The sequence below is a fragment of the Achromobacter pulmonis genome (genome assembly GCF_021733725.1).
In the GTDB taxonomy this organism is placed as follows: Bacteria; Pseudomonadota; Gammaproteobacteria; order Burkholderiales; family Burkholderiaceae_B; genus Achromobacter; species Achromobacter pulmonis.
In genome coordinates this window covers 3,183,201-3,196,317 of the sequence record NZ_JAIFOT010000001.1, presented here as the reverse complement: position 1 = coordinate 3,196,317, position 13,117 = coordinate 3,183,201, and the positions used below count along the sequence as shown (strand labels likewise).

Here is a 13,117-nt window from a genome sequence, read left to right as displayed (position 1 = left end):
GGACCGCCTTATGGGAGCGACCCAACCCATAAAATCCGACGCCATACTGGGTGAACTCAAGCGAGAGTCTGCCGGACGGTTGACGGTATTTCTGGGTGCTGCGCCTGGCGTTGGCAAGACCTACGCCATGCTGGCCCGTGCGCGAGAACTGCACCGCCAAGGGGTGGATGTCGTTATTGGTATCGTCGAAACCCATGGCCGTGGCGAGACCTGGGCTCTGGTCGAGGGGCTCCCATTGCTGCCTCGCAAAACAATTGAGTATCGAGGGCGGCAACTGGAGGAAATGGACCTGGATGGCTTGCTAGCACGCAAGCCGGCAATTGCCTTAGTAGATGAGCTAGCCCATCGCAATGCCCCCGGAAGCCGCCATGAGCGGCGCTGGCAGGATGTGGAGGAATTGCTCAACGCCGGTATCGACGTTTACACGACGGTCAATATCCAGCATTTGGAGAGTGTGAACGACGTTGTGCACCAAATTACAGGTATTCGAGTAAACGAGACTGTTCCTGACACTATTTTTGAGCGTTTGCGTGACATTCGCCTGGTCGATTTGCCTGCGCGCGAACTGATAGAACGTCTGAACGATGGAAAAGTCTATATTCCCGAACAGGCTGCGAGAGCGCTACAGGCGTTCTTTTCACCGTCTAATCTCACCGCCTTGCGTGAGCTTGCAATGCAAACGGTGGCGGAGCACGTCGATGTCGACCTTCGCGAAAAGCGTGCCGCACGCGGGTTGGCAGGCATTCCCATTCAACACCATGTGCTGATCGCCATTGATGGCCGGGGACAATCCGAATATCTCGTGAGAGCGGGTTCCAGAATGGCCGAGCGACGTGGCTCGCCATGGTCAGTGGTCACCGTAGACACAGGCAGGTCTGCCGACGCGACACAGCAAGCAGGAAGCATCGCCCAGCCGATCTCATGGCTCAGAAGGAGCGCGCGTGCTGAGCAGCAACGTTTGATGGAGATCGACAAGGCTTTCGCGCTAGCGCGCAATCTTGGCGGGGAGACGGAGGTGATGCACAACACCGACGTCACGCAGGCATTGCTGGACGCTGCGGAAGCGCGCGGCGCAAGATCCATTGTGATCGGTCGCACGCGCGAGCGTCCTTTCGCCCGAATGTTCAACCGTACATTGACGCAGCAACTGCTACAGCGCGGCGCTCGCTACGAACTGACGATTGTCAGCACACCGCAGGCGCGGCAGCAGACGATATATTGGACTGACACGGCCAGCAGCCGAATTACGAAACGGGAAGTCTCGCTGATTCTTCTGGCCAGCGCTGCCGCCATAGGTTCAGCAGCCTTGGCTGAACGAGTTCTAGGATTACAGGATCTGTCGCTGATCTTTCTCGTAGCTGTTGTGCTGGTCGCGTCACGCACTCGCATGGCGTCAGCAGTTATCACTGCCGTTCTCTGCTTCTTGGCCTATGATTTCTTCTTTATCGAGCCAAAACTTACCTTTCTGATCAGTGCCCCTCGCGGCGTCGCAACCGTAATGCTGTTTCTCGCAGCAGCACTGATCGCAGGGCGCTTGGCTTCGCAACTACGCAGACAAGTAGTGGCACTGCGAGCCGCCAACACTCACGCTACAGCAATGCAGAAATTGGGACGCCAACTTGCCAAGGCAGCCGATCTTGGACAGGTTATTGCGTCAGGCGCCTCGATACTAAGATCGACCCTTCATGCCGAAGCATGGATACGCATCAACGGGGAATCGGGGCCTACCGCCGCCACAACCCCGCTTACCGATAAAGATTTGATGGCGGCGGACTGGACGCAACAACACGGACAAATGAGTGGGCGTTACACAGACACCTTGAGTAGTTCCAGTTGGCTGTTCCTCCCAGTGCGTTCGGACAAAGACGCGCTAGGCGTGGCCGGACTAAGGTTCCGGTCGGATATGGGGCGTCTATCGTTTGAGCAGCGCCGCCTCGCAGAAAGCATGGTGGAAGACATTGGTCAGGCGGCGCTACGCACGCGGTTGGTATCACAATTGGAGGAGGCGCGGGTCACGGGAGAAACGGAGCGTCTGCGGTCCGCGTTGTTGTCATCCGTGTCGCACGATCTGCGCTCGCCCTTATCATCGATGATAGGGGCGGCCGACAGTCTGGCGCGGTACGGCAAGAACATGGGAACGGAGGATCAGCAGAGTTTGCTGGAAACCATTCATATTGAGGGCGAACGCTTGGATCGCTACATTCAGAACCTGCTCGACATGACGCGACTTGGGCAGCAGGGCCTGACGTTGACGCGCGACTGGATCGGTATAGACGAATTAGTGGGGTCGGCGTCAAGGCGTCTGCAACGGTACGAGCCGAATATCCGCCTGGAGCTCGACATTCCCTCGGGGCTGCCGCCGATTCATGTCCATCCCGCCCTAATCGAGCAGGCTTTGTTCAACGTGATGGAAAACGCGGCAAAGTTCTCCCCTCTGGAAGTTCCCATCCACGTGAAGGTCCAGCGCAATGAAGATGGCCAATTGCAAGTAGACGTCTCGGACCGTGGTCCCGGCATTCCAGAAGACGAACGACGACGCATCTTCGATATGTTCTACAGCGTGGAGCGTGGCGACCGGGGCAAGCAAGGGACTGGTCTAGGATTGACGATAGTGCAAGGCATCGTGGGCGCCCATATGGGCAGCGTCCAGGCACTGCCCGGACGGGAAGGCAAGGGAACCACGATCCGTCTGACCTTGCCGTGGGGCGAATATGCCAAGCAAGAGGCGAAAGAAGATGATGGGACGACCTAATGAAACGACTGCGAGCGCGCCGGCTGCCAGGATTCTTGTAATCGATGATGAAACGCAGATTCGCAAGTTCATCGACATCAGTTTGCGTTCGCAGGGCTATGCGACTTTGTTGGCAGGAACGGGACGCGAGGGACTAACGCTGCTAGCCAGTAAGGGGGCGGATCTTGTCGTTCTTGATCTGGGACTGCCGGACAAGGACGGAAAGGAAGTTCTCAAAGAGCTTCGGCAGTGGTCACGCGTGCCTGTCATAGTGTTGACGGTGCGGTCCGGCGAGGAGGAAAAGGTAGCCTTGTTAGATGCGGGCGCTAACGATTACGTGACCAAACCATTCGGTGTCGAGGAACTCATGGCGCGTATTCGCGCATTCCTGCGAACCGTAGGATCTGGTCTGGAGGAAGGTCCAGTCTATGACGATGGGACTGTCAGCATAGATCTGGTAAACCGGGAAGTGACGGTTCATGGCCAGATCGTCACGTTAAGTCGCAAGGAGTTTTCTCTACTGTCTCTATTGGCTCTCCAACCAGGACGGTTGATCACGCAAACGCAAATTTTAAGGGAGCTGTGGGGACCGACGCACGACGAAGATGCTCACTACTTACGCATTCTTGTCGGCAAGTTGCGTCACAAACTTGGAGACGATGCTTCCGCACCCCGTTATATCGTGACTGAACCTGGGGTTGGACTGAGATTCATCGCGAAGGAACGACAAACGGCTTGAACTGAATTCAGTGATCGGTGCCAAGCAGTTCTTGATGGCCACGTTGCCGACCAAATTCCCATGTCACTCTGCCACCGCACACCGTCGCGGCGGTCTGCTGCCCAAGCCGCTGCTTGATCACAGGTTTCCTCGGCAGACTGAAGCCCATGCCGTCGTCCAGCACGGCCGCGCCAAGGTCACGCGCTGCCCACGCAGCTTTGCCAGCCCCTGTTTGGCCAGGGAGTCGGCGCGCTGCTGCATCGCCTGTTTAGCCTCGCTACCAAAACTCAGCTCGCCCAGGCCCGAACCGCCACTGATCAACTGCTGGTCGAGCCATGTGGCCCCGATAAAGCGAACCTGCCGCTCGATGGGCACGTGCGATTTCAGCTCCACCGTCACGCCGCCTAGGCACTGCGCGTCGTAGCGGCGACCCCATTCGGCCAAGTCGTCCGGCACCTTCGGCCACGCGCTCCACGATACCGGCCTGGTGCAGGACTTCGAGGCGGTGGATGTGGCCCGCAACAACTTCCAGCGGATCAAGGTTCGGCACGGCCTGACCTAGCTCGACGACCAAGTGATGATCGGTGACCGCGCTAGTCGAGCAACCGGCGTGCCATGGCGTTGACGGCCAGATCAATCGCCGCGCACTCGCCATCGTCGATGAACCAGGCTGCCGACAAGCCGGTCCATGCAACGATCCAGCGCAGAAGCCGTTCGGGCTCAAGCCCGGTCTCGGCGGCCACAATGCGGAGCCGGGCCTCCAACCTGCACGGCAGGACCGCAAGCGGCCGATCAGGGTCGCTGAGGTCTGGATTCGTGAAGATGTTGGCATAGTCGAAGGTGCGCTCACCCAGCAGCCCGTGCGGGTCGATGGCCAGCCACCCGCGGTCGCCGAAGTCGAGCACATTCTCGTGGTGCAGGTCGCCGTGGAGCGGGCACACCTCGCGCGGCGCCGCCAGAAGTTGGCGCGCCACGCCGGCGGCGGGCGCAAGTGCCGCGTGCTCAGCGGCCAGCCGGAAAAGCGGCTGGAACCATACCTGTAGCGGATGGAGATCGGGCAGCGGCCCCGACCGCGGAGCATGCAGGCGAGCGGCCGTGTCACAGAGGATCCTGCAGGCGTCGTCGTCCTGGCCGGACCGCGCCATCCGGGCAAGGTCGCCGGCCCCGGACGCGCGCTCCATGGCTCCATGAGCAGAGCGCCGGCCGCCGAGGCGAAGACCCGGGCAGCGCCTTGCCCTTCCCACCAGGTCAACAGGCGGTAACCGGTCTCTTCATCGGGAACCCGCGCGACCTTCAGCATCGCCGGCATGTCCCCTTGGCGGACGGCAAGCAACCAGCTCGGGTGCGTCGTGAGCAGCGCACCGTCGCGCTGCAGGCGCCAGCGCTCCATCCACACAGTGACCTGAGGCGGAAAACGGGAAGACGCGCTCATGAGATGCCTGCAAGCTATCCGTTCTGTATCAGGCGCAGGAGCGTCCCGTCCGAATCGACCAGGGCGGCCATCGTGCCTCCCCACTCCTGCAGTTCGGGGGCATGGATGCGGGGATAGCCTCTGCTGGTTTCCTGGATGCCGACGGATTTGCACCGCTCGTAGAACCCCGCGAGGTCGTCCAGCCTCAGGCAGCAACTGAACCAACTCGTGAGGGGATCGAGCTCGGGGTGGGCGAAGAACTCCAGCATGAGATCCCCCCGCTTGAGGATCATCCAGCCGGAGTCGCGAAAAACTCTCCTGAAGCCCAGCTTTTCATAGAAGGCGGCGGTGGAATCGAAATCCCGTGATGGCAGGTTGGGCGTCGCTTGGTCGGTCATTTCGAACTCCAGGGTCCCGCTCAGTAGAACTCGTCAAGTAGGCGATAGAAGGCGATGCGATGCGAATCGGGAGCGGCGATACCGTAGCGCACGAGGAAGCGGTTAGCCCATTCGCCGCCAAGCTCTTCAGCAATATCACGGGTAGCCAACGCAATGTCCTGGTAGCGGTCCGCCACACCCAGCCGACCGCAGTCGATGAATCCCGAAAAGCGGCCATTTTCCACCATGATATTCGGCAGGCAGGCATCGCCATGCGTCACGACGAGATCCTCGCCGTCGGGCACGCGCGCCTTGAGCCTGGCGAACAGTTCGGCTGGCGCGAGCCCCTGATGCGCTTCATCCAAATCATCCTGATCGACAAGGCCGGCTTCCATCCGCGCACGCGCCCGCTCGACGCGATGCTTTGCCTGGTGGTCGAACGGGTAGGCAGCCGGATCAAGCGCATGCAGCCGGCGCAGGGCGTCGGCCATGAGGGATACCTTCTCGGCGGGAGCAAGGTGAGACGACAGGAGATCCTGCCCCGGCACTTCGCCCAATAGCAGCCAGTCCCTTCCCGCTTCAGTGACAACGTCGAGCACAGTTGCGCAGGGAACGCCCGTCGTGGCCAGCCACGATAGCCGCGCTGCCTCGTCCTGCAGTTCATTCAGGGCACCGGACAGGTCGGTCTTGACAAAAAGAACCGGGCGCCCCTGCGCTGACAGCCGGAACACGGCTGCATCAGAGCAGCCGATTGTTTGATGAGCCCAGACATAACCGGATAGCCTCTCCACCCAAGCGGTCGGAGAACCTGCGTGCAATCCACCCTGTTCAATCATACGAGACGATCCTCATATATCGTCGGTCAGCGCCGGATCGGTCAATTCAAATAGCGGACATTCAGTGATGGCGACTATCCCAAGGCAGGCCCTCGCTGCCGTCCGATCTTCCACGACACCCCGCCGCCGCGCACCGTTGCGGCGATCTGCTGCCCCAGCCGCTGTTCGATCACCGGCCTCCACGGCACCAGGCTGAAACCCATGCCGTCATCAAGCATGGCGTAGCGTCCGCTGGCTAGCATGACAGAGCGCCGGTAGATGCCGGCCACGCGCTGCCCATCGGCCACCGGGCGATGCTTCAGGCCGGTTTCGGCAGCAATATCCCTCGCAGCCTGCGTCAGTTCCCGGTTGCGCAGCGTGCCCAGCAGGTTGCGGGCGAGGATGACGCGCTGCCCGCGCCGCTCGGCCAGCCCCTGTTCGGCAAGGAAGTCGGCGCGCTGCTGCATCGCCTGCTGGGCTTCGCCACCAAAGCCCAGGTCGCCCAGGCCCGAGCCACCGCCGATCAACTGCTGGTCGAGCCAGGTGGCACCAATCACGCGGGTCTGTCGCTCGATGGGCAGGTGCGATTTCATTTCCACGACCACACCGCCCAGGCGCTGCGCGTCGTACTGGCGGCCACGCTCGGCCAGGTCTTCCGGCACCTTCCATAGCCCTTCGGCCACGCGCTCCACGATGCCGACCCGGCGCAGGGCTTCGAGGCGGCGGATGTGGGCTACGACGACCTCCTGCGGATCGCGGCCCGGTACGGCCTGACCCTGTGCGATGGCGAGGTGATGATCGGTGCGGTACAGCCCATCGCTCGCCAGCGCAGCGATGTTCTTGTCGGCGGCGCGCACGTCGGCCGATCCCTTCACCTCCACCACGGCGCCGGCTGGATAGTTCGCCAGCTCGTCGCGGGCGTTGAGCGCGACGTAGTGGGCTTTGCCGTCCACCCCGTCGATAACCAGATAGCCCCGGTCGCGCAGCTCGTCGGCCAGCCCCTTCGCGGCCACGCGGCCCAGAATGGTTCGGCCATCCTCGCCCGGCTCGAACACCGCCAGCTCGCGCGGCTCGCCGCGCATGACACGCTGCATGGTGCGGATGATGTCGCCACGCTCGCCCAGGGCGCGCAGCGTCTTTTCAGCGTCGGCATGGACGGCCCAGGTGCCGGGCCGCAGCTCGTCGGCCAGGCCAAGGCGCTGCAAGCGTTGCAGGCGGCCGATCAGTAGCAGGCGCTGGCGTTGCAATCTCGGCTCGTTGAGGCGTTCGACATGCAACAGGCCATCGTCGCCCAGCTCGCGCTTGAGCGTGCGATCCAGGCTCGTCCACCGCTCCTGCTCCACCTCGCGCTGCAAGGTCTGCTGGATCTCCAGCTCGGTGCGCGGCCCCAGCCATTCGGTCGCCAGCTCGGCGGCCCGATGACGGAAGCCATCGGCAATGTAGTCGCCCGCGATGATGAGGTCTTTTCCGGTGTCGTCGCGCCCGCGCACGACGATGTGCGTGTGCGGGTTGTCGGTGTTCCAGTGGTTGACGGCCACCCAATCGAGGCCCGCGCCCAGGTCGGCGTCCATGCGGCCCATCAGGTGCCGCGTGTAGGTGCGCAGGTCTTCGAGTTCCGCGCCATCCTCGGGCGAGAGGATGAAGCGGAAATGGTGTCGGTCGTCGGCGCAGCGTTCCTTGAAGGCGTCGAGGTCGGCAGCATCGGTCTGCGGCCCGTAGGCTTGGCCCGGCTCGCCATCGCGGCCCACGCCGTCGCGTTCGATGTAGCGCAGGTGCTTGGCGAGCGACTGCGGGCTGGCATGGCGCTGGTTGACCAGCAGCGTCTTGATGGTCACACGCCGCGACAGGTGTGACAGCTTCGCGCCCGCGAATCGCGCCGCGGTGTGGCCGCGACCCAGGCGCGAGCCGGGCCGCTGGCCCGTGCCCCTCCCGGAGCCGCTGGCAACGCCAGGACGACGCACCGACGACTTGCCGCTGCTGGCCTTGCCTGCCTGCTTGAGCACCTTGGAGACGAAGCCCTGGCCCCGGTTCTTCGGGGCGCTGGGGCGGATGCGGAAATCGTCATCGCGGCGGTCGGTCATGGCCGCGTTCCTTGCAAGCTCTGGCGTGTCCGGTCGTGCGAAGCACGCAGACATGCCCGCATCGGCGCGGGCTTCGCGCCACAAGCGGCACGGCGGCGAAGCCGCTCCGTGCCGCGCAACCCCCATGTGCAGACTGGCTTTCGACGCGGCCCGGTGCCGCGTCCTTTTGTCTTGCCTTCCGCCTTTGCCCCTCGCTGGCGCTCCGGGCAGCGGCGGCCCGGCGGCGCTGCTGCGCGAGCAGCCAGCGCGCCGGCGAACGCGACGACGGCCACAGGCCGGGCGCGTTCGAGGCAAGACGCCTGCACGTTGGACGGCTGCGCCGAAGGCAGCGCGAAGTGCGGTGCGAATGCACCCGCACTGCACGCGCGACGACACGGCGACGAACAGCAGAACGACACGCCTGATGGCACGATGAGATGCACGGCGGCGTGGAGCGAATCGACGGCCATCATGGGCGGGATTCCAGCCAGACCGGATCCGCTACGCCGATCACGGCGGACGTGCTGACCGGCCCGAAATACCGGCTGTCAAACGACGCCGGGTTGGTCACGCTGAGCAGGAACAGTTCGCCGGATTCAAGGCGGCGGCATTGCTGCCAGGATGGCAGCGGCCGGCCCCAGCGGTCAGCAGACAGCACGGCGGCCGAAGGCACACCGTCGATGAGGACAACGCGGCCAGTGATGCACACTTCCTGCGGCGCGACGGCGCCCACGCGCTTGAGCAGCGGCACGCGCGCCGGCAGGTAGCCGCGCTGCGCAGCCAGCGCGGCGGCGTCCGGCGGTAGTGTGGTTAGGACGATGCTGCCCACGGACGAAGGGCGTGGCAGCGAGCCGGCGCCGTCGCCTAGCGGATCGACGCGATACCAGCCGACCGCCACGCTGTCGGACGGGTTGTAGATCAGGCGCGGCAGCGGATGCACGAAGGACGCCCAGGCCAGCGCAGCGAGGCCGCAGGCGGACAGGCCCGCCAGCACGATGCGAGCGCGCAGGCGCGAGCGAGGACGCGGCGCGGTGTCGGCAGTGGAAACGGCGGTCATGGCAGTTCCTTCCCGATCAGCCATGCGGCGTGCCGCTGGGCGGTGTATTCGGGCAGCGGCAGACGCGCAGCGAGCCGGTTGGCGAGCGTGCGCCAGTACGCGGGCGAGACAGCGGCGGGTGCGATGCCCAGCACCTCGATGGCGTCGATGCGCTCCAGTACGGTGCACACCTGGTTCTCGCCCTCGGCGTGCAGCAGGAGGCGTGCGCCGGGCTGCACGCCGGGGATGCGCTGCGCTGCATCCAGCGGCGTGCAAGCCTCCATCACCATGAGCTGCCAGCGAATGGTGCCGTAGTCGTTAGCCTGCCAGCGGATGCGGCACAACATGGCGCCCGGCAGGAACACGGCGCAGCGCCGCCAGCGGTCGAGCTGGTGCGTGCGCGCAGGTTCGCCGAAGCGCAGGTAGAGCTTGAAGCGCGGTTCGATGTAGGCCAGCGCCACGCGCGTCAGCGGCGCGCTGGCAGGCTGGCCGGAAGGTGCTGCGAGCGCAGTCGTGGCCGCGCCAGCGGCAGGCGAAGCGGATGCAGTCATGGCGTGTTCTCCCCGCGGTGTTCTGGAAACTCGCGCTCCAGCAGGCCGCGCAGCAGATCGGCCACGGTCACGCCTTGACCGAAAGCAGCGATCTTGATGCGAGCGCGTAGCGCGGGCGTCACGTCGAGGGTCAGGCGGGCGGTGTAGAGGTCGCCTTTGCCCAGCGCATCGGCGTCGCCCTGGCGAATCCACGCCTCGGCGTGCGGATTCGCGGGCGGACGCGCGCCGATGCCGACGCGCTTTGCGCGTATCGGTGGCTTCGCTGTCATGTCGGCCACCGCAGCAGTTCGTCCACCAGCGCAGTGATTTCGCGGGCGGCGGCGCTGTCCGGCGCCGTCTCGCGTGCAAGCCGGCCAGCGGCCACGCTGTCGGCGAACACGATGCGCTGATGCACTTCCGCGCGTAGCGCCGGAAGCGGTTGGTCGGCGAGCGCCTGGCGCGCTTCGCGTCCGATCACAGTGGTACTGACGCGCCGATTGATGACGAAGGCCGCGCGAAGCGTAGGCCGAAACACCTGCGCCTCGCGGATCAGCGCCACCATCTCGGCGCTGGCCCAAAGGTCATACGGGCTTGGCTGCACGGGAATCAGCACGCGCTCGGCCGCCAGCAGCGCGGAGCGCGCCAAAGCGGCGATCCTGGGCGGGCCGTCGATGATGACGTGATCGGCCCGCCTGGCGAGTTCTGGCGCTTCCTGATGCAGTGTTTCGCGTGCGAGGCCCACGGCGCTGAACAGCCGTGGCAAGCCTTGCTGGCTTCTGCGCTGCGTCCAGTCCAGCGATGAACCCTGCGGGTCGGCGTCCAGCAGGACGACGTGCTGGCCGCGCATCGCCAGCTCGCCGGCGATGTGCGTGGCGAGCGTGGTCTTGCCCACGCCGCCCTTCTGGTTGAGCAGCGCGACGATCATGGCGCGGCCCTCCATGCTGGAAAGCCTTGCTTCGATTCGCCTGCAGAACCTGTCTGCTGCTGGTGGCGGTTGCCTGCCGTTTGTGGCCGTTTGGTGGTTGTCCACCGCAACGGCGCTTCCCTACTAAAAGTTAGAGAATTTAAGTTAGGGAAGTTAGAGGGCGCGCAAACCCAGTGCTGGCGAGGGTTTGCGGACGATCGGCACGCCTGATAGCACGATAGTCCCACGCCTGATAGCACGATACCCCGCACGCCTGATAGCACGACACCATTCACAGGTTTTCCCGGAGTTATCCCCGTGCCGTATGCGGCACGGGCCGGAAGGTCAGCAGCTCCATGCCGTTGTCCGGCATCCGCTCGATGCCCAGGACGTAGCCGGGCAGCGACTGCCGCGCGACAAGCGCGCGCAGGTCGCAGGCGAAGTCGTAGGGCTTGGCGGTGCTGCCGGATTTCTGGTGCAGGTAGCGAAAGTCGAACTGCCAGCCGTATGACTGCTTGCCGCCGTGCTTGCGAACCAGGCGGTACAGCCACCGCTCGATGCCGCCCGTGAGCCGGAAATACGCCGGGTCGATGGTCAGCACCAGGGCGGCGTCGAGCACGCCGGCGTAGAACCAATCCGGCAGGATCAGTTCGATGCCCAGCGGCGTGCCGCTGGCATCCGCCAGTTCCTTCCATTCGTTGATCCACGAGAAGCGGTGCAGGCGCCTGCCCGTGGTCTCGCGGATGGACGTGGCCACCGTGGTGGACTGCAGGCGATCCAGCGCGGCCTTGAGGCGCTGATAGTCGCGCAGCGACTTGCCGCGCCCGATGAAGCGCAGAATCTCGTAGGGCGTGGCGTGCATCAGCCGCGACGGCCGCAGGCCCGCGTCCTTCGCTTCCACGATCTGCGAGGCCGCCCATATCAGCACGTCCGCATCCCAAATCGTGGCGATGCCGTGCTCCTGCGTGCCTTCCACGCGGATCGTCACGTTGCCCGCACGGAAGTCGATGGGCTTGACCCGCTTGGACTTGCCGAGCGAGAAGAACGGATAGGCCATCAAGTCCTGGCTGTCGCGCGGCGCCATGTCGCCGGGCAAGGCGCGGAACAGGTCGAGTTGTTCGCGCTCCTGCAACGGCCGCTGCCGGGACGGCAGCGCGGTGCTGGACATGGCGATGGCCTGCCGCGCGCCGCCGATCAGCGCGCACGGCTGTCGGCCGAGTGGTGCTCGGCGTATTCGGGATCGGAAGTCGTCTCGAAGCTGCGGTCGGCAGCCCAGGCATCGAGGTCGGCCACGGCGTACATGACGCGGCGGCCGAACTTACGAAAGCGCGGGCCGCCGCCGATCACGCGCTGCTTTTCCAGCGTGCGCGGCGACAGGCGCAGGTACTCGGCGGCTTCGTCGTTGGTGAGATAGCGTTGGGGCTGCGCGGCAGCGGTCGAGACAGTGGCGGCAGGCCGCAAGGGAGCGGGACGCATGGTGTGAACCTCCATCGGTTGAAAGCGCCCGGCCACACAGCGCGACCGGATGGAGGCAGTCTCAAGAAGCGAGGGGTTTTAGATCAGGGCCGTTTTGCATCCACATCAAAACGACCCTTCTCAAGCGGCGGAAGCTGTGCTAATCGGCGGTAGCCGCCGCGCATCAGCGCATCGCCGCGATGCACCAGGCGGCGCACCTTGGAGCGCAGGCCGCCATCGCTGTACCAATCGGTTGCGGCATCTACGCCGAACAGGCCTTCCGCGACTTCACGCAAGGACGCGCCCGCCAGGGTCGCGTCGAGCGCCTGCAAGCTGTGCAGTTCCAGCAGCGCGGTAGGTGTCGGCCTGGGCTTGGCGGCCGCCAGTGCCGCTTGGAGCGCATGATCGCGCGTAGGCGCGGCAGCCTCGCCGCGGTGGGCATAGGCCACGGCCATGCCGTCTTCCAGGCCGGGCGCGAGCGCGAAGCGCAGGCAATGACCTGGGCCGCGCGCGATCAGCGCCAGCCCTTTGCCGTCATGGAGCAGTTGCTTGTGACCGGGGATGCGCCAGAACGCGAAGGTCGCTGCGTCCAGCGGCGGATCGGCATCGGGGTAGAGCTGCACCACGGCGGCATGGCCGGGCAGCCAGGCCGGATGCGCGTCGCGCGCATCGAGCGCCGGGTCTTCCAGTAGGCGCAAACCCCAGCGATGCGCCGTGTCTGGCCCGCGATGACGGCGAATCCAGTCGAGCCGGTAGTCGGGATGCCTGCGCAAATACTCCCAAGCGAGCGCGAGCGCATCCAGCCAAAAGACATACAGGTATGCGGCAGTCGGATACCAATGCGCGAGGTGATGAGGATTGACCATGACGCCTCCTCCTGCGAACAGGACTCGCCGCCACGGAAGAACTACGCGCTACATCGCCATCGTCAGAGCGTCATGGGTTAAAAAGGCGAATGGGGTTGTCAAGACCGATTGGCTCCGATGCGTTGCGATATTCGTCTCAATGATGCGGCGGCAGCGCCCCGAACTTGGAGTGCTGCACAGGCCAGCCTGCCGCAGCCCGCGCTGGGCATCATGT

13 protein-coding genes and 2 pseudogenes are annotated in these 13,117 nt (G+C 64.6%); 2 read left to right on the top strand and 13 right to left on the bottom strand.

The features are described from left to right. The first annotated feature begins 10 nt into the window (after positions 1 to 10). Together K2W61_RS14760 and K2W61_RS14755 are read left to right on the top strand one after the other, a co-directional pair. Positions 11 to 2,752 (top strand): sensor histidine kinase, encoded by a 2,742-nt coding sequence (locus K2W61_RS14760; protein WP_236755906.1) that lies wholly within the window; start codon positions 11 to 13, stop codon positions 2,750 to 2,752. After that, the gene (locus K2W61_RS14755; protein ID WP_082592156.1) at positions 2,736 to 3,470 is read left to right on the top strand and encodes a response regulator; all 735 of its coding nucleotides are present in this window, start codon (positions 2,736 to 2,738) and stop codon (positions 3,468 to 3,470) included. The genes K2W61_RS14760 and K2W61_RS14755 overlap by 17 nt, the downstream gene beginning before the upstream one ends. A gap of 7 nt (positions 3,471 to 3,477) precedes the next feature. Here K2W61_RS14755 and K2W61_RS14750 read toward each other — a convergent pair. The 13 genes and pseudogenes from K2W61_RS14750 to K2W61_RS14695 form a co-directional block, all read right to left on the bottom strand. Next, positions 3,478 to 4,035, bottom strand: a pseudogene (locus K2W61_RS14750) (DUF3363 domain-containing protein); the annotation flags it as partial. A 7-nt stretch (positions 4,036 to 4,042) separates the two neighbouring features. Then, positions 4,043 to 4,630 carry an aminoglycoside phosphotransferase family protein gene (locus K2W61_RS14745; protein WP_474001610.1) on the bottom strand — a complete coding sequence of 196 codons (588 nt, stop codon included), beginning with the start codon at positions 4,628 to 4,630 and terminating at the stop codon, positions 4,043 to 4,045. A 68-nt stretch (positions 4,631 to 4,698) separates the two neighbouring features. Continuing rightward, positions 4,699 to 4,839, bottom strand: a pseudogene (locus tag K2W61_RS27940) (aminoglycoside phosphotransferase family protein); the annotation flags it as partial. Between the two features lie 56 nt (positions 4,840 to 4,895). Further along, on the bottom strand, positions 4,896 to 5,258 hold the full coding sequence (ble, locus tag K2W61_RS14740; protein WP_057505144.1) for a BLMT family bleomycin binding protein: 363 nt from the start codon (positions 5,256 to 5,258) through the stop codon (positions 4,896 to 4,898). 20 nt (positions 5,259 to 5,278) lie between these two features. Continuing rightward, positions 5,279 to 6,073 (bottom strand): APH(3')-II family aminoglycoside O-phosphotransferase, encoded by a 795-nt coding sequence (locus K2W61_RS14735; RefSeq protein WP_236755905.1) that lies wholly within the window; start codon positions 6,071 to 6,073, stop codon positions 5,279 to 5,281. Positions 6,074 to 6,147: 74 nt separating this feature from the next. Beyond that, positions 6,148 to 8,133 (bottom strand): relaxase/mobilization nuclease domain-containing protein, encoded by a 1,986-nt coding sequence (locus K2W61_RS14730; protein WP_057505146.1) that lies wholly within the window; start codon positions 8,131 to 8,133, stop codon positions 6,148 to 6,150. A 448-nt stretch (positions 8,134 to 8,581) separates the two neighbouring features. Further along, a complete protein-coding gene (locus tag K2W61_RS14725) occupies positions 8,582 to 9,169 on the bottom strand; it encodes a S26 family signal peptidase (RefSeq protein WP_057505147.1) in 588 nt (195 codons plus the stop codon). Next, entirely contained in the window at positions 9,166 to 9,699 is a 534-nt protein-coding gene (locus K2W61_RS14720) for a DUF2840 domain-containing protein (RefSeq protein WP_057505148.1), read from the bottom strand. The genes K2W61_RS14725 and K2W61_RS14720 overlap by 4 nt, the downstream gene beginning before the upstream one ends. Beyond that, complete coding sequence (locus tag K2W61_RS14715) at positions 9,696 to 9,968, bottom strand: hypothetical protein (protein ID WP_057505167.1); 273 nt, start codon at positions 9,966 to 9,968, stop codon at positions 9,696 to 9,698. Before K2W61_RS14715 ends, K2W61_RS14720 begins: the two co-directional genes overlap by 4 nt. Continuing rightward, the gene (gene parA, locus K2W61_RS14710; protein WP_057505168.1) at positions 9,965 to 10,603 is read right to left on the bottom strand and encodes a ParA family partition ATPase; all 639 of its coding nucleotides are present in this window, start codon (positions 10,601 to 10,603) and stop codon (positions 9,965 to 9,967) included. The genes K2W61_RS14715 and parA overlap by 4 nt, the downstream gene beginning before the upstream one ends. Before the next feature lie 289 nt (positions 10,604 to 10,892). Next, positions 10,893 to 11,750 carry a replication initiator protein A gene (locus K2W61_RS14705; RefSeq protein ID WP_236755903.1) on the bottom strand — a complete coding sequence of 286 codons (858 nt, stop codon included), beginning with the start codon at positions 11,748 to 11,750 and terminating at the stop codon, positions 10,893 to 10,895. A gap of 26 nt (positions 11,751 to 11,776) precedes the next feature. After that, a complete protein-coding gene (locus K2W61_RS14700) occupies positions 11,777 to 12,058 on the bottom strand; it encodes a helix-turn-helix transcriptional regulator (RefSeq protein WP_003107109.1) in 282 nt (93 codons plus the stop codon). 83 nt (positions 12,059 to 12,141) lie between these two features. Then, complete coding sequence (locus K2W61_RS14695) at positions 12,142 to 12,903, bottom strand: DUF2285 domain-containing protein (RefSeq protein ID WP_236755901.1); 762 nt, start codon at positions 12,901 to 12,903, stop codon at positions 12,142 to 12,144. Positions 12,904 to 13,117: the final 214 nt, after the last annotated feature.

Excerpts from the sequence above, each read along its gene's own strand:
- K2W61_RS14760 (WP_236755906.1), top strand. The coding sequence starts at position 11 with ATGGGAGCGACCCAACCCATAAAATCCGACGCCATACTGGGTGAACTC.
- K2W61_RS14755 (WP_082592156.1), top strand. The coding sequence starts at position 2,736 with ATGATGGGACGACCTAATGAAACGACTGCGAGCGCGCCGGCTGCCAGG.
- K2W61_RS14745 (WP_474001610.1), bottom strand. The coding sequence starts at position 4,630 with ATGGAGCGCGCGTCCGGGGCCGGCGACCTTGCCCGGATGGCGCGGTCC.
- ble (WP_057505144.1), bottom strand. The coding sequence starts at position 5,258 with ATGACCGACCAAGCGACGCCCAACCTGCCATCACGGGATTTCGATTCC.
- K2W61_RS14735 (WP_236755905.1), bottom strand. The coding sequence starts at position 6,073 with ATGATTGAACAGGGTGGATTGCACGCAGGTTCTCCGACCGCTTGGGTG.
- K2W61_RS14730 (WP_057505146.1), bottom strand. The coding sequence starts at position 8,133 with ATGACCGACCGCCGCGATGACGATTTCCGCATCCGCCCCAGCGCCCCG.
- K2W61_RS14725 (WP_057505147.1), bottom strand. The coding sequence starts at position 9,169 with ATGACCGCCGTTTCCACTGCCGACACCGCGCCGCGTCCTCGCTCGCGC.
- K2W61_RS14720 (WP_057505148.1), bottom strand. The coding sequence starts at position 9,699 with ATGACTGCATCCGCTTCGCCTGCCGCTGGCGCGGCCACGACTGCGCTC.
- K2W61_RS14715 (WP_057505167.1), bottom strand. The coding sequence starts at position 9,968 with ATGACAGCGAAGCCACCGATACGCGCAAAGCGCGTCGGCATCGGCGCG.
- parA (WP_057505168.1), bottom strand. The coding sequence starts at position 10,603 with ATGATCGTCGCGCTGCTCAACCAGAAGGGCGGCGTGGGCAAGACCACG.
- K2W61_RS14705 (WP_236755903.1), bottom strand. The coding sequence starts at position 11,750 with ATGTCCAGCACCGCGCTGCCGTCCCGGCAGCGGCCGTTGCAGGAGCGC.
- K2W61_RS14700 (WP_003107109.1), bottom strand. The coding sequence starts at position 12,058 with ATGCGTCCCGCTCCCTTGCGGCCTGCCGCCACTGTCTCGACCGCTGCC.
- K2W61_RS14695 (WP_236755901.1), bottom strand. The coding sequence starts at position 12,903 with ATGGTCAATCCTCATCACCTCGCGCATTGGTATCCGACTGCCGCATAC.